Annotated in this window: 22 protein-coding genes, 2 tRNA genes and 2 rRNA genes; 3 read left to right on the forward strand and 23 right to left on the reverse strand. The window is 47.4% G+C overall.

Annotated features, from left to right (window positions below; all coding sequences use genetic code 11):
- Window positions 1-37: 37 nt before the first annotated feature.
- The 6 genes from NST07_RS30675 to NST07_RS30700 form a co-directional block, all read right to left on the reverse strand.
- Window positions 38-113 (reverse strand) — tRNA-Ala (locus NST07_RS30675).
- 21 nt (window positions 114-134) lie between these two features.
- A tRNA-Ile gene (locus NST07_RS30680) sits at window positions 135-211 on the reverse strand.
- Between the two features lie 47 nt (window positions 212-258).
- Window positions 259-375 (reverse strand): 5S ribosomal RNA (gene rrf, locus NST07_RS30685).
- 105 nt (window positions 376-480) lie between these two features.
- Window positions 481-2,036: ribosomal RNA gene (locus NST07_RS30690) — 16S ribosomal RNA — on the reverse strand.
- 403 nt (window positions 2,037-2,439) lie between these two features.
- Window positions 2,440-2,670 carry a hypothetical protein gene (locus NST07_RS30695; RefSeq protein ID WP_025336637.1) on the reverse strand — a complete coding sequence of 77 codons (231 nt, stop codon included), beginning with the start codon at window positions 2,668-2,670 and terminating at the stop codon, window positions 2,440-2,442.
- A 254-nt stretch (window positions 2,671-2,924) separates the two neighbouring features.
- The gene (locus tag NST07_RS30700) at window positions 2,925-3,536 is read right to left on the reverse strand and encodes a stage II sporulation protein M (RefSeq protein ID WP_342480713.1); all 612 of its coding nucleotides are present in this window, start codon (window positions 3,534-3,536) and stop codon (window positions 2,925-2,927) included.
- A 141-nt stretch (window positions 3,537-3,677) separates the two neighbouring features.
- On the opposite strand from NST07_RS30700, the gene pdaB reads away from it, so the two are divergent.
- Window positions 3,678-4,481 carry a polysaccharide deacetylase family sporulation protein PdaB gene (gene pdaB, locus NST07_RS30705; protein ID WP_341096584.1) on the forward strand — a complete coding sequence of 268 codons (804 nt, stop codon included), beginning with the start codon at window positions 3,678-3,680 and terminating at the stop codon, window positions 4,479-4,481.
- A gap of 40 nt (window positions 4,482-4,521) precedes the next feature.
- Here pdaB and NST07_RS30710 read toward each other — a convergent pair whose 3' ends face one another.
- Window positions 4,522-5,340: a PPK2 family polyphosphate kinase gene (locus tag NST07_RS30710; RefSeq protein ID WP_342480714.1), complete on the reverse strand. Its 819-nt coding sequence runs from the start codon at window positions 5,338-5,340 to the stop codon at window positions 4,522-4,524.
- Window positions 5,341-5,509: 169 nt separating this feature from the next.
- Complete coding sequence (locus NST07_RS30715; protein WP_342481993.1) at window positions 5,510-6,100, reverse strand: KinB-signaling pathway activation protein; 591 nt, start codon at window positions 6,098-6,100, stop codon at window positions 5,510-5,512.
- A gap of 128 nt (window positions 6,101-6,228) precedes the next feature.
- Between NST07_RS30715 and gerD the strand changes: the two genes are divergently transcribed.
- Entirely contained in the window at window positions 6,229-6,921 is a 693-nt protein-coding gene (gene gerD, locus NST07_RS30720; protein WP_341096591.1) for a spore germination lipoprotein GerD, read from the forward strand.
- 61 nt (window positions 6,922-6,982) lie between these two features.
- On the opposite strand, the gene NST07_RS30725 is transcribed toward gerD, so the two are convergent.
- From NST07_RS30725 to NST07_RS30745, 5 genes are all read right to left on the reverse strand, one after another.
- A complete protein-coding gene (locus NST07_RS30725; RefSeq protein ID WP_341379904.1) occupies window positions 6,983-8,092 on the reverse strand; it encodes an Mrp/NBP35 family ATP-binding protein in 1,110 nt (369 codons plus the stop codon).
- Window positions 8,093-8,181: 89 nt separating this feature from the next.
- Complete coding sequence (gene cwlD, locus NST07_RS30730) at window positions 8,182-8,928, reverse strand: N-acetylmuramoyl-L-alanine amidase CwlD (RefSeq protein WP_341096595.1); 747 nt, start codon at window positions 8,926-8,928, stop codon at window positions 8,182-8,184.
- A 78-nt stretch (window positions 8,929-9,006) separates the two neighbouring features.
- The gene (gene sat, locus NST07_RS30735; protein ID WP_342480715.1) at window positions 9,007-10,176 is read right to left on the reverse strand and encodes a sulfate adenylyltransferase; all 1,170 of its coding nucleotides are present in this window, start codon (window positions 10,174-10,176) and stop codon (window positions 9,007-9,009) included.
- A 40-nt stretch (window positions 10,177-10,216) separates the two neighbouring features.
- The gene (locus tag NST07_RS30740) at window positions 10,217-10,909 is read right to left on the reverse strand and encodes a phosphoadenylyl-sulfate reductase (RefSeq protein WP_076112931.1); all 693 of its coding nucleotides are present in this window, start codon (window positions 10,907-10,909) and stop codon (window positions 10,217-10,219) included.
- A gap of 365 nt (window positions 10,910-11,274) precedes the next feature.
- Window positions 11,275-12,150, reverse strand: a complete 876-nt coding sequence (locus tag NST07_RS30745) for a glycosyltransferase (protein ID WP_341096598.1) — start codon at window positions 12,148-12,150, stop codon at window positions 11,275-11,277.
- A gap of 382 nt (window positions 12,151-12,532) precedes the next feature.
- Between NST07_RS30745 and NST07_RS30750 the strand changes: the two genes are divergently transcribed.
- The gene (locus tag NST07_RS30750; protein WP_341097795.1) at window positions 12,533-12,928 is read left to right on the forward strand and encodes a DUF1796 family putative cysteine peptidase; all 396 of its coding nucleotides are present in this window, start codon (window positions 12,533-12,535) and stop codon (window positions 12,926-12,928) included.
- 99 nt (window positions 12,929-13,027) lie between these two features.
- Here NST07_RS30750 and rpsI read toward each other — a convergent pair whose 3' ends face one another.
- From rpsI to NST07_RS30800, 10 genes are all read right to left on the reverse strand, one after another.
- Window positions 13,028-13,420: a 30S ribosomal protein S9 gene (gene rpsI / locus NST07_RS30755; RefSeq protein WP_025706574.1), complete on the reverse strand. Its 393-nt coding sequence runs from the start codon at window positions 13,418-13,420 to the stop codon at window positions 13,028-13,030.
- Between the two features lie 20 nt (window positions 13,421-13,440).
- Complete coding sequence (gene rplM / locus NST07_RS30760; protein ID WP_038597038.1) at window positions 13,441-13,878, reverse strand: 50S ribosomal protein L13; 438 nt, start codon at window positions 13,876-13,878, stop codon at window positions 13,441-13,443.
- A 236-nt stretch (window positions 13,879-14,114) separates the two neighbouring features.
- Window positions 14,115-14,894 carry a tRNA pseudouridine(38-40) synthase TruA gene (gene truA / locus NST07_RS30765; protein ID WP_076112950.1) on the reverse strand — a complete coding sequence of 260 codons (780 nt, stop codon included), beginning with the start codon at window positions 14,892-14,894 and terminating at the stop codon, window positions 14,115-14,117.
- Between the two features lie 206 nt (window positions 14,895-15,100).
- The gene (gene rplQ, locus NST07_RS30770) at window positions 15,101-15,466 is read right to left on the reverse strand and encodes a 50S ribosomal protein L17 (protein WP_019908254.1); all 366 of its coding nucleotides are present in this window, start codon (window positions 15,464-15,466) and stop codon (window positions 15,101-15,103) included.
- 42 nt (window positions 15,467-15,508) lie between these two features.
- Window positions 15,509-16,453 carry a DNA-directed RNA polymerase subunit alpha gene (locus NST07_RS30775; RefSeq protein ID WP_036680585.1) on the reverse strand — a complete coding sequence of 315 codons (945 nt, stop codon included), beginning with the start codon at window positions 16,451-16,453 and terminating at the stop codon, window positions 15,509-15,511.
- 131 nt (window positions 16,454-16,584) lie between these two features.
- Window positions 16,585-16,980 carry a 30S ribosomal protein S11 gene (rpsK, locus tag NST07_RS30780; RefSeq protein ID WP_019908251.1) on the reverse strand — a complete coding sequence of 132 codons (396 nt, stop codon included), beginning with the start codon at window positions 16,978-16,980 and terminating at the stop codon, window positions 16,585-16,587.
- Window positions 16,981-16,999: 19 nt separating this feature from the next.
- Window positions 17,000-17,368, reverse strand: a complete 369-nt coding sequence (rpsM, locus tag NST07_RS30785; RefSeq protein WP_020427053.1) for a 30S ribosomal protein S13 — start codon at window positions 17,366-17,368, stop codon at window positions 17,000-17,002.
- A 19-nt stretch (window positions 17,369-17,387) separates the two neighbouring features.
- On the reverse strand, window positions 17,388-17,501 hold the full coding sequence (rpmJ, locus tag NST07_RS30790; protein ID WP_003322638.1) for a 50S ribosomal protein L36: 114 nt from the start codon (window positions 17,499-17,501) through the stop codon (window positions 17,388-17,390).
- A 53-nt stretch (window positions 17,502-17,554) separates the two neighbouring features.
- The gene (gene infA / locus NST07_RS30795) at window positions 17,555-17,770 is read right to left on the reverse strand and encodes a translation initiation factor IF-1 (RefSeq protein WP_018753971.1); all 216 of its coding nucleotides are present in this window, start codon (window positions 17,768-17,770) and stop codon (window positions 17,555-17,557) included.
- 2 nt (window positions 17,771-17,772) lie between these two features.
- Window positions 17,773-18,081 carry a KOW domain-containing RNA-binding protein gene (locus NST07_RS30800; RefSeq protein WP_038597045.1) on the reverse strand — a complete coding sequence of 103 codons (309 nt, stop codon included), beginning with the start codon at window positions 18,079-18,081 and terminating at the stop codon, window positions 17,773-17,775.
- Window positions 18,082-18,085: the final 4 nt, after the last annotated feature.

Here is an 18,085-nt window from a genome sequence, read left to right on the forward strand (position 1 = left end):
TTTCAAGGATCAAGGTGTTACTATTGATGAAGTTTGTTGGTGGAGCCAAGCGGGATCGAACCGCTGACCTCCTGCTTGCAAGGCAGGCGCTCTCCCAGCTGAGCTATGGCCCCATAAAGGAATTTAATGTTATATGGTGGGCCTTGGTGGACTCGAACCACCGACCTCACCCTTATCAGAGGTGCGCTCTAACCAACTGAGCTAAAAGCCCATATAACATATATAACATTTTTGAATCAACCAACGAATTGGTTGTCCGCTTGGCAGCGTCCTACTCTCCCAGGACCCTTCGGTCCAAGTACCATTGGCGCTGGAGGACTTAACGGTCGTGTTCGGGATGGGTACGTGTGGAACCCCTCCGCTATCGCCACCAAACGCATACGAAAGAGACTTGCTCTTTCAAAACTGAACACGAGTGAGTGTTTTGGAAGCTAAGCTTCCGATTTGAATGTTTCCGTTGCAGGAAACGATTCTCCATAGAAAGGAGGTGATCCAGCCGCACCTTCCGATACGGCTACCTTGTTACGACTTCACCCCAATCATCTACCCCACCTTCGGCGGCTGGCTCCCTTGCGGGTTACCCCACCGACTTCGGGTGTTGTAAACTCTCGTGGTGTGACGGGCGGTGTGTACAAGACCCGGGAACGTATTCACCGCGGCATGCTGATCCGCGATTACTAGCAATTCCGACTTCATGCAGGCGAGTTGCAGCCTGCAATCCGAACTGAGACCGGCTTTGCTGGGATTGGCTCCACCTCGCGGCTTCGCTTCCCGTTGTACCGGCCATTGTAGTACGTGTGTAGCCCAGGTCATAAGGGGCATGATGATTTGACGTCATCCCCACCTTCCTCCGGTTTGTCACCGGCAGTCACTCTAGAGTGCCCAGCCTTACCTGCTGGCAACTAAAGTCAAGGGTTGCGCTCGTTGCGGGACTTAACCCAACATCTCACGACACGAGCTGACGACAACCATGCACCACCTGTCTCCTCTGTCCCGAAGGCCGCCACTATCTCTAGTGGATTCAGAGGGATGTCAAGACCTGGTAAGGTTCTTCGCGTTGCTTCGAATTAAACCACATACTCCACTGCTTGTGCGGGTCCCCGTCAATTCCTTTGAGTTTCAGTCTTGCGACCGTACTCCCCAGGCGGAGTGCTTACTGTGTTAACTTCGGCACCAAGGGTATCGAAACCCCTAACACCTAGCACTCATCGTTTACGGCGTGGACTACCAGGGTATCTAATCCTGTTTGCTCCCCACGCTTTCGCGCCTCAGCGTCAGTTACAGCCCAGAAAGTCGCCTTCGCCACTGGTGTTCCTCCACATATCTACGCATTTCACCGCTACACGTGGAATTCCACTTTCCTCTTCTGTACTCAAGCCACCCAGTTTCCAGTGCGACCTCAGGTTGAGCCCAAGGTTTAAACACCAGACTTAAATAGCCGCCTGCGCGCGCTTTACGCCCAATAATTCCGGACAACGCTTGCCCCCTACGTATTACCGCGGCTGCTGGCACGTAGTTAGCCGGGGCTTTCTTCTCAGGTACCGTCACTCCGGTAGCAGTTACTCTACCGGACGTTCTTCCCTGGCAACAGAGCTTTACGATCCGAAAACCTTCATCACTCACGCGGCGTTGCTCCGTCAGGCTTTCGCCCATTGCGGAAGATTCCCTACTGCTGCCTCCCGTAGGAGTCTGGGCCGTGTCTCAGTCCCAGTGTGGCCGTTCACCCTCTCAGGTCGGCTACGCATCGTCGCCTTGGTGAGCCGTTACCCCACCAACTAGCTAATGCGCCGCAGGCCCATCTCCTTGTAGCAGATTGCTCCGCCTTTCATCCTCCGTCCATGTGAACAAAGGAATTATCCGGTATTAGCTACCGTTTCCGGTAGTTATCCCAGTCAAAGAGGTAGGTTGCCTACGTGTTACTCACCCGTCCGCCGCTAAGTTATTCCAGAGCAAGCTCCTTCATAACTCCGCTCGACTTGCATGTATTAGGCACGCCGCCAGCGTTCGTCCTGAGCCAGGATCAAACTCTCCAAATTGGTATTTAGAAAGAGCGATTGCTCAATTTGAAACATCTGACGAGAATTTACATTCTCACGATGAAATTTCTAAAGCGTATAAATACGCTATGAAACTCATCAGTTTTGGATCTCACTTGCGTGATTTCCCACTCACTCGTTGTTCAGTTTTCAAAGATCAATGTCTCTTTTTAACTCTTCACCGCGTCTCAGCGGCGACCTTTATAATATATCACAGTGTTTATCATTTTGGCAAGTCTTTTTTTGAAAAAAAGTTTTTTTCGTTTTTCCTAGCCTGCAGCTGCTTTTCAATACATAGAAAAGGAGCGCGAGATATAATGTATCATAGCGGCTCCCTTTTAGTCAACCTATTTAGTTAATTTCATGGACAAGCGATTAAATCCTAAGTAGCAGCCCTCTAATTTCAATGTTTAAATTGGGATGACCGGCCGCCCCACGCATACTTAGACAGCTCTTTCTGAGGAGCAAAACGTGCGTACATACGAAATACTGTTTTATATCGATTGGCAATGGCATGCCTGATATTTTGGTCCAAGCGTTGATCACTTAAATCCAGAAGCATCTCATCAAGCTCTTTACGCAAAACATAGTCCAACTCCTTACACTCCTTCTCGTTGAACAACATTCCCAACATATGCTTGGCCTCCTTCATGAAATTTAATCTTTACAGAAACTTCAAATGCCGCTGCTTGTGTGATAGAAGATAGTCCATGGATGACGGGAAGCTGTACCTGTTTATCCGTTTACACTAGATTAACCGGAGCGCAATATCTATAACCATAATTACGAAAAAATCACCTCTATGGTCTTGCCGCAAATACATAGCACCGGTTGTCAGGAAACCCCAAAATCGAATGGCTTTAATGTTATGCTCAATTCCCGGGTTTTTTATGATAAAAGTGAAAATGTAATCGTGCTTTCAATTATTGCTGCGATCAATAAAAGGATCACAATCCACACCGATGCCGTTAATGTTTGCTTCATAAAGACTGGCCAAGCGTTGCTCCGCTTTTCTTTATTAGCGGCTGTACCGAATATACCTGCGAATATTTTACCGCCGAACTGCAATCCAAAAGCACAGGCGATAATGATTGCCGGAATTTCAATGATCCCGTGCGGTAGTAGCCCCTTAACGATAAGCGTATACAAATCCTGTTTCTGAAGCACCGACAAGTGGATTAAATATCCGATGACCGCACCGTTGATGAGCAGAAAAATTGCAGGCAGTATTCCAAAGAAGGCACCGAGGAAAATAATGAACACACTCTTGATGCTATTGTTTAAAAATATAAATTTGAAAAAACTCCACTGTGGATAGTCGGACTCTTTTAGATCTTTACTAATATTACTGAGACCCTGCAGCTGCTGTTCAATCAATTTTTGCATAGCGCCGGTGCCTATCCAGCCAATCATGCCCCCTGCGATGAATAGAATGGCTGCCAGTATTAAGGCTTTGCGGATCGTGGTTAAATCTTTGGCAAACGTAAAAAAGGATAGCATAGACACCTCCTGGAAGTTTTGACGTCACCCGCTTAAAAAGCCTTAACTATGATTTCTGTCCTAGAGGAGGTCATAAGCGGTGGGTACGAGCATACATTTAGAACAAACAAGCATTTCGCATAGGAGAGGAGCGCTGTCAGTATGAATTCTTTTTATGTATTCAGCGGCAAGAAGATAAAACGGTTCATTTACATTTTTGCCGCTGCGCTTCTTGCCGCCGGTGTCGTTTATGTCGAGAGGGGCAACATTACCGTTTTTTCCGAAACGGCCCCTTCTGCGATATACAGCGTGCCGACGGAGAAGAAGCTGATCGCTTTAACTTTTGATATTAGCTGGGGAGAAAAAAGGCCCGAACCGATCCTTAAGGTGCTGGAAGAGAAAAAAGTGGATAAAGCCACCTTCTTCCTGTCGTCACCCTGGAGCAAGACTCATCCGGAAATTGTAACAAGCATTAAAGATTCAGGATATGAGATTGGCAGCCATGGTCACAAGCATGTAAACTACAGCGCGCTGAGCAACGAGGAAATCCGCACCCAAATTTCGACAGCACATACTGTGCTTACCGAATTGACTGGCAAGGAACCGAATCTGATCCGCATGCCAAACGGTGATTTCGACAAAAGAGTGCTTCAGGTGGCCAGCGACCTGGGTTATAAGGTTATTCAGTGGGATACCGATTCTTTAGACTGGAAGAACATCGGTGTAGACAATATCGTAAATCGAGTAACGACAAAGGCTCATCCCGGAGATATTGTGCTTTTGCATGCCAGCGATTCCTGTAAACAAACTCACGAGGCTCTTCCGCTTATCATTGACAAGCTGCGCAGCCAGGGCTACGAATTTGTTACCGTGTCCGAGTTAATCAACCAAGGCAGCGCTGAGGGTCAGGAAGTACGTGATTCCGCTTGGTTGGACGATGGAATAGAAGACGCTGCCGGAATGTAGGCTAACCCGCCGCCACTCTATCCTGCTTCATCTGTAATTTTTAATGGCGTGGTGATATCAGCTCTGATATATCGGGCGTTGGAGTGTTCAGCTTCGGATAACTTAAATCCAGCCCTTCCAGCGTCTTCACCACAATGGCTAATGCGAGATAATTGCGGTACCAGCGGCGATTGGCCGGAATCCAATACCAGGGCGCGCTTTTTGAACTGCTTTCTTTAAATACATCTTGATAAGCCTCCTGATAATCATCCCAATATTCCCGCTCCTGCAGGTCACTGGCGTCAAACTTCCAATGTTTCGCCGGGTCCTGCAGCCGCTCCTGAATTTTCTCAAGCTGCTTCTCCTTTGAGATATGCAAAAAGAGTTTGATGATCGTTGTTCCTTCCTCCACCAGCATTTCTTCAAACTGGCGGATATAACGAAACCGGCGTTTCATCTCATCTTTTTGCAGACTGCCGTGCACGCAGGGAACCAAGACATCTTCATAATGCGAGCGGTTGAATGCGGCAATATAGCCCTTGGGCGGCGTCTTCATGTGCACTCTCCAAAGGAAATCATGGGCTTCTTCCTCAAGAGACGGTTTTTTAAAGCTGGTGACGATAAAACCCTGAGGGTTGATTCCGGAGAAAATATGCTTTACGGTGCCGTCTTTCCCGCTGGAGTCCATCCCTTGCAGGATGACAAGCAGGGAATGCTTTTTCTGGGCAAATAGAATATCCTGCAGCTCGGTGAGACGTTCTTTAAGCTCCTTCATTTTGACCTCGGCTTCCTCCTTGGTTAAGTCGCCGCTTTCGTTCGGATCAAGCTTGCTCAGGAGCGTTTCGTTTGTGTCTTTTATCATATAGCGCTTGATGTTCATATATTCCCCTCCTCAAAGTTTTGTGAGCATGAACAGCCCAGCCGCATCTTTAAAATATGTAGTATGTCTTTAAGATTAACCTCCTCCTCCTGATTTTAATCGCCGGCTGGAGGAATCACAAAGAACCCTGCTTCTCATCTGGAGAACGGGGTTCTTTGTATTGTCATAATTATCCTGTTCTTGGTTTCAGAATACGGTGCAGCATCAGAATTTGGAATGTATTGCTTGCAATAAGCGGAATTACAATAAATACGGTAGCGCTGTCCACTCCTATGCGGAGTACACCAATCGTCTCCACTATCGTGATGGCTGTCATAAAGAAAAATGTCGGAATCCAGGCTGAACTATTCGTGCTTCGTACTTTAAAATAGGACACAATAATGGCTGTAAGCAATATAACGATGCCCAGAATCAAATCAGAGACGACGTTTCGTTCTCCCCCTACAAAGGTTCGCAGGAAGATCAGCTCAAGCAGGGCAAGCACAGCCAGCACCAGTTGTATGTACTGCCAGACCTTCCGCCGAAACACACCCGTTCCCATATAGTTGAGAATCAGATACGCAAAGAAGCCGAGCTGCGAGTAAACGCTGACAAGCATGCCATAGCCAAAAAGGATCAGGGGGTAAATGAAAAGATCGGCAGTGCTTTTGAACTCGATACGGCCATTCACAGCCTGCAGTGCAAGTCCAGCTACTACCGCTCCGCCCGCACCGATCAGAAGCGTGGTCCAGAACAAATAAAACCATTTCTTTATACTCAGCCAGTTCACCTCCCCGTGTCAGATTTATTTTACCAAGCTTACCGTCAAAAAACCATTATACAGCAACATAAATGTGTGTCCGCGCGGCATACTACAGTCAGGAATCCTACAAAGGAGGGGCAGCGCCAATGAAATGGAGGAGTTTATGGGCCGGAGGCCTGGCTTTAAGCTTAATTATGGCTTTAACAGCCTGCGGAGGAGAACAGAGCAGTTCATCTTCCGGGCAGATGGGATACAAGGAAATGAAGACCATGGTTGTTGATATATTAAAAAGCGATGATGGAAAGAAAGCCGTAGAGGAGGCACTCTCCAGTCCAAGCTCCGGCTCCGAAGGAGGCGGCGGCGGGTTGAGCATGAAAATGATGCCGCTCCAAACGACGGAACAAATCCGGATTGCCGTTAAAGACACAATTACAGCTCCTGAGTATCAAAAAGAAATTGAAAAAATCATGACCGATCCGCAATTTGCCGGTGAATTTGCTAAAGCGATCAATACCCAGAGCAAGGAGCTGCATCTTCAGTTGATCAAAGATCCAACGTATCAAAAATCAATTGAAGAGATCATGAAGTCGCCCGAAATGATGAAAATGTTCCTAGACCTTACTAAAACTTCGGATTACCGGAAGCAATCCATGACCATTATGCAGGAAGCGATGCAGAATCCTCTATTCCGCATGGAAGTGCTTGGTTTGCTTAAAACGGTAGTCCAGGATGAACTTCAGCCGAAGGTTGAAAAGAAAGGTCAGGAAAAAGGAGGCGGCGATCAAGGAAGCGGCGGGGACAGCCAGAAGCAAGAAGGCGGCGATGATTCCGGTTCCTAAAATAAAAAGAGGCCTTGTCCCACTTAGAATTGGGACGGCCTCTTTTTAATGCCAATTTGAATTACTGCTCATACTTCGCAATCAATTTATCGGCAATCTCCGCAAACAGCTGTGCGGTGGCTGTTTCGGGTTTATATACAGACGGTGAGAAATCCGGTTCGGAGATATGATTATCCGGTGCGCCAAGCGGAATCTGGGCCAGCAGCTCCGTATGCAGTGTCTCTGCTAGTCTCGCCCCGCCGCCGCGGCCGAAAATATAGTCCTTTTTGCCGCATTCCGAGCATTCATAGTAGGCCATATTCTCAATGACCCCAAGAATCTCATGCTCTGTCTGCAAAGCCATTGATCCTGCTCTGGCCGCTACAAAGGCTGCTGTTGCATGGGGCGTAGTTACGATAATTTCCTTGCTGTGCGGCAGCATCTGATGCACATCCAGCGCCACATCACCCGTACCTGGAGGCAAGTCAAGCAGCATGTAGTCAAGCTCTCCCCAACCTACGTCGCTGAAGAACTGGCGGAGCATCTTGCCAAGCATGGGTCCTCTCCAGATGACAGGACTATTCTCACGGATGAAAAAGCCCATGGACATGACCTTCACTCCGAAACGTTCTACAGGTATAATTGTGCCTTCTTCGACAATCGGCCCCTCTTCAATCCCCATCATGTCCGGAATACTAAAGCCATAGATATCAGCATCAATCAATCCGACCTTCTTCCCTTTTCGGGCGAGTGCCACTGCCAGATTTACCGTCACGGTTGATTTGCCGACCCCGCCCTTACCGCTGGCGATAGCGATGAAGTTCACGCCGGAGTTCTCACCAATCAGCTCATGGCCCTCAAGACCCGCTGCATGCCCTTTAAGCTTGTCCCCTTGATGATCTTCCGGCTTATCGTCCACGCTCTCTCCGCGCAAGATAGAGCGCTCATAGTCGGTGGCATCACGCAGCCGGATATGTACATTGCCGGCTCCGCCCGCTGTAAGCAGATCACGCACCTGCTGCTCCAACTCCATACGGCTCTTCTCATCTTGGTCCAGACATACAAGCGATAAGGATATGCGGTCTTCCTTAATCATAATATCGCGAATCAACTGCAGCTCCACAAGGCTTTTTCCGGATTCCGGGTCTGTAAGCGACTGCAATAGTTCCTGAATTTGTTCCCTGGTCAGCATGGAAAGCACCTCTGTTCCTTCCGGACGGGTAAGGTTCCGGTATTTTTGTCTATTATAGCATTCCCCCTCTGCGGATGAGTAGTCCCTCCTCACTGCTGCTCTGAAGCATACCGCATAATCCCGCGGTAAATGCTCGTTGCCACCTTCCGCTGATAGACATCATCTCCAAGCAAAGCCGACTCCTGCGGATGTGACAGAAAACCTACCTCCACAAGTACAGCCGGCATTTTCAATGCTTTTAACAGAAACACTGTATTCACAGTTTTAGCTACACGATCGGTATTCTCCAGCGTAGCCCTGAGTTCATCCTGTACAAAGCCCGCTAACGCTTTATTCCCTTCGTTGTTGGGATAATAGAAGGTTTGCGCTCCGCTCCAGCGGCCGGAAGGGACACTGTTCATATGCACGCTGATAAAGAGGTCCGCGCCCTTCTCTTCAATAGTCCTTACCCTTTGCTTCAGATCCTCTGTCTTGCGCTTGGAATATCCTTTGGTGCCCTCCTGGGCCAGGTCATAATCACCTTCACGCGTCATAACTACAATCGCCCCCGCCTGCTGCAAATAATCCCGCAGATACAGTGAGACCGCGAGGTTAATATCCTTCTCAATCAGTCCCTCACGGCTGACTGCCCCTCCGTCAGGTCCGCCATGGCCTGCATCGATGGCTATAATCTTACCGGACAATGGCAGGCTCCAATAGTTCAGCGTTTTGGCGGTAGGCATATCATAGGCAATGATGCCGATCATCACAGCAAGCAGCACTGCGCCCAGCATGCTTTTTTTTATACTGTTCCATGAGATCCAGACCGAGACTTTCCGCTGCTTTCGGCCAGACATAACAAAGACCCCCTCGTCCCGATAGATTTTACTCATCTATATGGGACAAGAGGGCCAAATAGTACTGGCTCTTCGTATTTAGGCGTTAACTTCCTGATACATTCCCTCAATCAAAATTTGCGCAACCTCAGGCCGCGTAAATTCCGGAGGCGGGCACTGGCCATCCCGCAGCAGCGCACGCACCTTCGTACCGGATAGTGTCAGATGCTGATCACCCGGATGAGGGCAGGTCTTGCTGGAGGCCATATTTCCGCATTTGATGCAGAAAAAGCTGTGCTCAAAAAATAGCGGTGTAATCCCCAACTCCTCAGCAGTAAAGTTGGAAAAAATCTCTTGTGCTTCGTAAGTTCCATAGTAGTCACCTACACCGGCATGGTCACGGCCCACGATGAAATGGGTGCAGCCGTAATTTTTGCGGACCATGGCATGGAATATCGCTTCTCTTGGACCCGCGTAACGCATAGCTGCCGGGAATACTCCAAGGAATGTACGGTCTGCCGGGTAGTAATTCTCCAGCAGTGCCAGATAACTCTTCATCCGCACATTGGCCGGCACATCATCGGATTTAGTCTCGCCGACCAGAGGATTGAGGAACAGAGCGTCCACAACCTCCATAGCACACTTCTGAATGTACTCATGTGCACGGTGAACGGGATTTCGGGTCTGAAAGCCAACAACCGTTCTCCAGCCTTTATCAGCGAAAATTTGCCGCGTCTTGACCGGATCAAAATAGAACTCCCCGAACTTCTCCGGCTGCGGACGATTCAAGACCGTTATAGGTCCTCCTACATAGGTTGCCGGACGGGCCAGCAATTTACTGACGCCAGGGTGCTCCGGATCTGTCGTTCTGAAGACGTTCTGTGCTTCAAGCTGCTGATCTACGCTGTAAATGCTCTGTACATCCAGCAAACCATAAATCACACCATCTTCTTCACCGACCAAAGACACGGTATCTCCAACAGCCAGACCTGAGGCCACCTCATCTTCGACAGCAAGTGTAATGGGAATACTCCATACGGTGCCATTTGCAAGTCTCATGCTTTTCACGACAGAATGATAATCTTCTTCATTTAAAAAGCCGGTAAGCGGTGAGAAGGCTCCCACGGCAATCAAATCCAGATCAGAGATAGTCCATGTATTAATTGCGATTGATTTATAGTCCGAAGCTTGCTGCAGCAGTTCTTCTCTCTGCGCTCCCTCCACTGTACGCTGAATCAGTGTTCCTCCATGTGGAAGTATTGACGTCATCTAATTTTTCTCCTCCTGTGTCTCGCTTCTCGTCCCTTGCTTATTTATGCAGTCCACATTCCGTTTTTTCCGAACCGGACCATCTTCCGGCACGCGGATCTTCGCCAGGCATAACAGCACGGGTGCATTGCTCGCAGCCGATGCTCGGGAAATTGCGGTCATGGAGCGGATTATACACAACATCGTTCTCGCGGATGTAATTCCATACATCCTCAGTCGTCCAGTGCGCAATCGGATTAAATTTAACCAGTCCGAATTTATAATCGTACTCTACCTTTTTGGAATTGGCGCGGGTCGGCGCCTGATCACGGCGAATCCCGGTAATCCAGGCATCATATTGGGAAAGAATGCGGGTAAGCGGCTCTACTTTGCGGATCGCACAGCATTGGTTAGGATCGACACTCCATAGCGCATCACCGTATTGAAGTGCTTGTTCCTGAGTAGAGATCTGCGGCGACACACGCACGAACTCCATTCCATATTTATCAGCCATAATATCTCTTGTCTCATAGGTTTCTTTGAAATGATAATCCGTATCCAAATAAAAAACATCCGTTGACGGACTAACCTTCTGCAGCATATCAACAAGCACTACATCTTCAGCTCCGAAACTGCAGGCAAAGGTGATGTTAGGGAAAGTTTCTACTGCCCACCGAATTATCTCTTCAGGTGAAGCATTTTCCAGTTCCTCGGCCTTAACTTTAATCAAATCTTCTTTCTCAAGCAGATTCATTACGGTATTCCTCCATCCTAGTTATGCAGCTTAAAGATAATGCTGAACTTATGACGACAATTCCAACTATTCTTATACGGAATAGTATATAACTTTCTCTGAGGAAGTCAATGCATTTTATAGTATTTATAGCGGCATAAAAAGCCAAAAGCCCCTGGCCATAAAGGCTCGAGGCTTGATATCCCTAAAAACCGAGAGACATGCTGTAATAAGGAGAATATATAGTCAGGAACTGTGAATTATCAAACCACAACTTCTACTTTAAAACCCACCAACTCGTTAATGCGCTAATAGAGCATTGTTCACGTAGTTAACGGGTGTTTTACGACCGGAGTAATACCAGTCTAAAGAAAACCGCAGCAAGCTTATTGAGAGAGGGTAAAGCATTGAGATAATACCGAATTTAAAACCTCATGGTTGTATTTTTGGACTCGATTATTCGCCTCCAAGATTTTATGAGCCCATGCTAATGCTCTGTTGTATTGATTGAAATCATGAACCTGAATCCTAAAATGGCAGAAATCCCTATGCAGCTGATACTCCTCATAGGTGGGATTGAGCCCGATTTGCCCAAATTGTTGCCTGATGATCCTCTCAGCTATCTGTTCTTGCATAGCTTCATGGACGTAAGATATCTGGTTAGTATGCACCCTGTACTTTAGCAGCACTTCAGGCAGATTGATCAATTGGGTTACCTCTCCCAAGCGGTTCCACAGCTCAAAATCCTCCGCATGAGGGTAATCCCAATATTTCACTCCATGATTATCCAGAATGGATTTTCTAAGCATGACAGTAGGATGCACAAACGTACAGTGAAAAAACTGCCAACACCTTATTTCGTCATGAATTAGTGGTTTAACTGTAGTCCCGGCTATGCCGATATATTCTGCTTGGCTACCGCAAACCCCTATATGCGGATTCGCATCCATAAAGGCCACTTGACGTTCGAAACGATGCGGCAAAGCGATGTCATCCCCATCCATTCGGGCAATATATTCACCCGTACATAACGAAAGGCCTTCGTTCAATGTTCTGATAAGCCCGATGTTTACGGCATGAGAAATCACCTTTATACGGCTGTCATGAATACCCTTTATTCTTCCCAAGGTTCCATCAACAGACCCATCATCTATAATCAGTAGTTCAAAATCAGGATACGATTGCTGAAGGATACTCTGAATTGACTCCTCAATATAAAGTGATGAGTTGTATACGGGCAACAAAACCGATATTTTCACCATTACTCACACCGCCTCAACTGTACTTAACCCTTTATAGATTATGAGGCCATGTCTTGTCTCGATATGAGTAAGTGCCTGTTTCAAATGAAATAAGTATGATCGTCCAACGCTTTTCTCCTGTGATTAATTTTATATAGTAAATTATCCGGGGGGATCCGCATGATATTGAATGAGATTAAGGGTACCTATGACGTTATATTCAGTTTAGGACATAACTGCCTCGCTGCAGATCAATTATCCCGCACTCTATTGCGAAAAGTAGGTGGGGTGATTGATTGGGTGGAGACCCCCGTTTTGGCAGGTGTAAGCAATCTATTGCGAAATCGGTTCGCCCATTTCATGAAATTTCCTAATCTTAGTATTACGGGAGGCGGAATGTTTTATTGTTAGGGATGCAGCGTACCATGCTTTTTCTCATCATGATTTTCCACTGATTGAAAATACACCGGAACAGCTTGTCAGCTATCCAGAATTAAAAGAAAAACTACAGCGCCGCATCCCGCGATTCCTCCAGACCCTCATGGACGCTGACAAGGTATTATTTATTCGCACCGAAGCCACAATACATGAAACCGCTGAACTGCTGGATGTGTTAAACGGAATGGTTAAAGGAACATTTAACCTGCTTGTTATTAATCATGCACCTGTATATGGAATTATCGAAACGCCTTGGCCTTTTAACAATGTTTGCGCCTTACAAATCCCAGAAGCCCCGGACATGTTCCATGATAATGATCAACTCTGGAGATCCATATTGCATGGCTTTAGTGTTAGATAAAAACAAGTCATTGCTATGGTCACAGCTGTCATTATGGCAAAAATAAAAGCCCCTGGCCATAAAGGCCAGAGGCTTGATATCCTTGAAAAACAAGGGATATTAACGTTTCGAGAACTGTGGAGCACGACGAGCTGCTTTGAGGCCGTATTTCTTACGTTCCTTCATACGTGGGTCACGAGTCAGGAAGCCGGCTTTCTTAAGGGCACCGCGGTATTCTGGATCTACTTTCAGAAGTGCACGGGAGATCCCGTGACGGATTGCTCCGGCTTGACCAGAAATGCCGCCACCATGTGCAAGAACGATTACATCGTAGTTGCCCAGTGTTTCAGTCAGGTTCAAAGGTTGTTTCACGATCATTTTCAATGTTTCCACACCGAAATATTCGTCCATCTCGCGTTTGTTAATGACAATGCGTCCTTCACCCGGTACAAGGCGAACACGTGCTACCGAATGTTTACGACGACCTGTCCCATAGTATTGTACTTGTGCCATGAAACTGTCCTCCTCTATTCTTATCCGCGAAGTTCGTAAACTTCAGGTTTTTGTGCTGCATGTGGATGCTCGGCGCCTGCATAGACTTTCAATCTCAGCTTCATGTGATCCCCTTGACGAGTCTTAGGAATCATACCGTGAACTGCAAATTCAATCATGCGTTCAGGTTTAGTCTTGATCAGGTCTTCTGCAACAGTGACTTTCAAGCCACCTGGGTGCATCGAGTGACGGTAGTATTTCTTATTTTGCATTTTCTTACCTGTCAGGTGAATCTTCTCAGCGTTGATAACAATTACGAAATCTCCAGTATCAACATGTGGAGTGAATTGCGGTTTGTGTTTGCCACGGATCAATGCAGCGGCTTCGCTGGCCAAACGACCAAGTGTCTTGCCTTCGGCATCAATGATGTGCCAAGTGCGTTCAACTTCGTTTGGTTTCGCCATATAGGTGGTACGCATGAATGTTTCCTCCTTGTTCTCGTACGAAAATCATCTGTTTCGTATATCTTGTTTCTCATTGGATTACAATTATGTGAGTTAAAAAAAGCTTATTTGTCGGCATCTTCTTGATCGGGGCTGTGGGATAGCCATCAAGAAAACACAACTTTTATATTACAGCATAAACATGACAAGTGCAAGTGATTTTTAAGCCTATTGACTATAATTTTTCTAAAAAAAGTATAGAACGCTCTCGCTTAAATTCCATCCTCGTCATATTCAACACTCCACAGCGCCAAGCCCTTGGATACGGCAGTTGGCCCTGCTGCTGCCCGATCGCATGCGGCTAGAATATCCGCAACCTTATCCGCATGGTATTTGCCTTCTCCCACGTGAATCAGCGTTCCCATAATAATGCGAACCATATGCTGCAGAAATCCGCTGCCCGTAATATAAGTGTGAATGACACCCTGGTCTACAGAGTCAGGTCGACACATACTGCGGTCAATCTCCATATGAGCCTCAAAGATCGTTCGGACATGGGAAGTCTTCGTGGACTTCCGTGATGCGAACGAGGTGAAGTCATGGGTACCCAGTAAATGTGTAAGACCTTTCTGCATTGCCGGTATATCGAGTTTCACCGGGTGGTGATGCTGCCAGCGCCGCTGAAACGGATCCGGAAACCGGTTGCCATTAATGGTGTACCGATAGGTTTTGCGCTTTGCTCCTCTACGAGAGTGGAACGATAGCGGAACCTCCCTCGCCTCGGTAACCACGATATCTTGCGGCAACCTAGCATTCAGGGCTAGACACCAGCGTTCAAGCGGGATCTGAGAGGAGGTCATGAAGTTAAATGGCTGTCCATAAGCATGCACACCCGCGTCTGTCCGTCCAGAGGCGGTTATCTTGAGCGCCTCGCCCGTCAGATGGAGTATGGCCTGTTCCAGCCGGTCTTGAATCGTATTGCCCTGAGGCTGGGTCTGAAAGCCATCATAATGGGTCCCGTCATAATTGACTTTCATCAATAGATTGCGCATTCCGTTCTCCCGTCAGTCCATACTTGGTTTTCAAAAAAAAAGAGCCCCGGCGGGAGCTCCTTCTACTCTATACAAGGTGATTCCCGCGGTTAGTTGTACAGCAGGGCCTTAGCGCCCCTGCAGCACAATAACGGTTAATACTTTCCTACCCATGCTCCGAGGATCATGGGGGAAAGGGATAATTCCGGAAATCATTACTTGCGTTACTACGCGCGGTCTACCAGTTCAAGATAAACCATAGGCGCAGCATCGCCACGGCGAGGTCCCAGCTTCAGGATACGAGTGTATCCGCCTGGACGCTCTGTGTAACGAGGAGCAATATCAGAGAACAGTTTTTGGATTGCATCTTGTTCACCGTCAACAGTTTCACGACGAACAAATGCAGCTACTTGACGACGAGCATGAAGATCGCCCTTTTTCGCTTTAGTGATCAGTTTCTCAGCGATGGAACGAACTTCCTTCGCTTTGGCTTCCGTTGTCTGGATGCGCTCGTAAAGGAACAGATCCGTAACCATGTCGCGGAACAATGCTTTACGCGCACTGGAATCACGGCCCAATTTTTGGTATGCCATTTGTTTTCCCTCCTTCACTCAAGTACTCAAGCAATCTGTTAACTATTCTTCTGTGCGGAGACCCAAACCAAGTTCCTCTAGCTTCTCTTGAACTTCTTCCAAAGATTTGCGGCCCAAGTTACGAACCTTCATCATATCTTCTTCAGTTTTCGTAGTCAGCTCTTGTACGGTATTAATACCGGCACGTTTGAGGCAGTTGTAGGAACGGACAGAAAGATCAAGTTCTTCGATTGTCATCTCAAGTACTTTTTCTTTTTTGTCTTCTTCTTTTTCAACCATAATTTCGGCGTCTTTCGCTTCGTCCGTAAGTCCTACGAACAATACGAGGTGCTCGTTCAAAATTTTGGCTCCGAGGCTTACAGCCTCTTCCGGTCTGATACTGCCATCTGTCCAAATTTCCAGCGTCAACTTGTCATAGTTCGTCACTTGACCGACACGAGTGTTATCAATGCCGTAATTCACGCGGGAAATAGGAGTGTAGATAGAGTCAACTGGAATAACACCGATTGGCTGGTCGTCGCGTTTGTTCCGGTCTGCTTGGACATAGCCGCGACCACGGCCTGCAAAAATACGCATGTGAAGTCTCGCGCCAGGTCCCAGCGTTGCAATATGAAGATCCGGATTGAGGATCTCAACATCGCTGTCCGCACGGATATCACCTGCGGTAACGATGCCTTCACCCTCAGCATCAATCTCGAACACTTTCTCTTCATCTGAATGGATCTTCAGAGAAAGAGCTTTAAGGTTCAGAATGATTTCCGTCACATCTTCCATTACGCCAGGAACGGTCGAGAACTCATGCAAAACGCCGTCAATTTGGACCGATGTTACTGCGGCTCCCGGAAGGGAGGAAAGCAGAATCCGGCGAAGCGAGTTCCCCAGAGTCGTGCCATATCCACGTTCCAGCGGTTCAACTACGAATTTCCCATAGGTTCCTTCATCATTGGCTTCTACGGTCTCAATCTTCGGCTTTTCGATTTCTATCACGAGTGTACCCCTCCTTCAAACGTCGCTCCTATATGAAACTGTCACCCCATCAGGTGCATCATGTAGTATGCCTAAACACCTATTATTAGCAGATGCGTCAGAATTATACCACAATCACAATTCTGATTTCACTATACGCGACGACGTTTCGGCGGACGGCATCCATTGTGAGGAACCGGAGTTACGTCTTTAATGAGGTTTACTTCAAGCCCTGCGGCTTGAAGGGAACGGATGGCTGCTTCGCGGCCCGCGCCCGGTCCTTTAACCATAACTTCAACGGACTTCATGCCGTGTTCCATCGCTGCTTTAGCAGCACTTTCGGCTGCCATTTGCGCTGCAAATGGAGTCGATTTACGGGAACCTTTGAATCCTTGACCGCCGGAGCTAGCCCAGGAAATTGCATTTCCGTGAGGATCCGTGATCGTAACGATAGTGTTGTTGAACGTGGAACGAATATGTGCCACGCCGCTCTCGATATTCTTCCGGTCGCGACGTTTGGTACGTACGACTTTTTTCGGTTTAGCCATTGTCTCTTATCCCCCCTTATTATTTCTTTTTGTTTGCTACCGTACGACGCGGGCCTTTCCGGGTACGGGCATTCGTTTTGGTGCGTTGACCGCGAACAGGCAATCCACGACGGTGGCGAACACCGCGGTAACAGCCGATCTCAGTAAGACGCTTAATATTCAAGGAAATTTCACGACGAAGGTCACCTTCAACCTTAACTGACTTGTCGATCATTTCACGCAGTTTGCTGACTTCATCTTCCGTCAAATCACGGACACGTGTGTTAACGTCAATGCCTGTTTCATTAAGAATTTTCTGGGAAGTCGTTTTACCGATTCCGAAAATATAAGTCAAGGCGATCTCAACGCGTTTATCACGTGGCAAATCCACTCCAGCTATACGAGCCATTTTACGCTACACCCCCTTCTTAACCTTGTTTTTGTTTGTGTTTCGGATTTTCGCAAATTACCATAACAGTCCCTTTGCGGCGGATGACTTTGCATTTCTCGCAAATGGGCTTCACAGAAGGTCTTACCTTCATGTTAATTACCTCCTCAAAGTTTTGCGAAGCAAAACTTTTGTTGTAGTTCCCATCTATTTACGGTAAGTTATACGACCTTTAGATAAATCGTAAGGCGATAACTGCACGACCACTTTGTCTCCGGTTAGGATACGGATAAAGTGCATCCGCAATTTCCCGGACACATGGGCAAGTATTTGATGACCGTTCTCAAGCTCAACCTTAAACGTTGCATTCGGCAACGGCTCAATGACCGTACCTTCGACTTCAATGACATCTTCTTTAGCCACAGTTAGTCTCCTTTCTCATCTGCACTTATTCCAGCAGGTCCGCCATACTTCATCACTGCAAAACGCAGCTTTCCGTTGGTAACCCGGCCGGTTTCTTCCAAACTGTTCACAACCTCACTGCTGATAAAGGGTATGAGCTCCAGATGTTGAATGTTCTTCTTCTTCGGCCCATCAAACTTCCGTTTGTCCCCATCGGCAATATATACAAATCTGCTATCCACAACTGCGATAACAACGGCAGCCTCTCCGGCATCTTTGCCTTTGAGAATTCTCACCAATTGACCAATCTGCGGGCTGCTCTGAGTATTCATCAAG

Origin of the sequence: Paenibacillus sp. FSL L8-0340 (assembly GCF_038593145.1) — a bacterium.
GTDB lineage: Bacteria > Bacillota > Bacilli > Paenibacillales > Paenibacillaceae > Paenibacillus_AQ.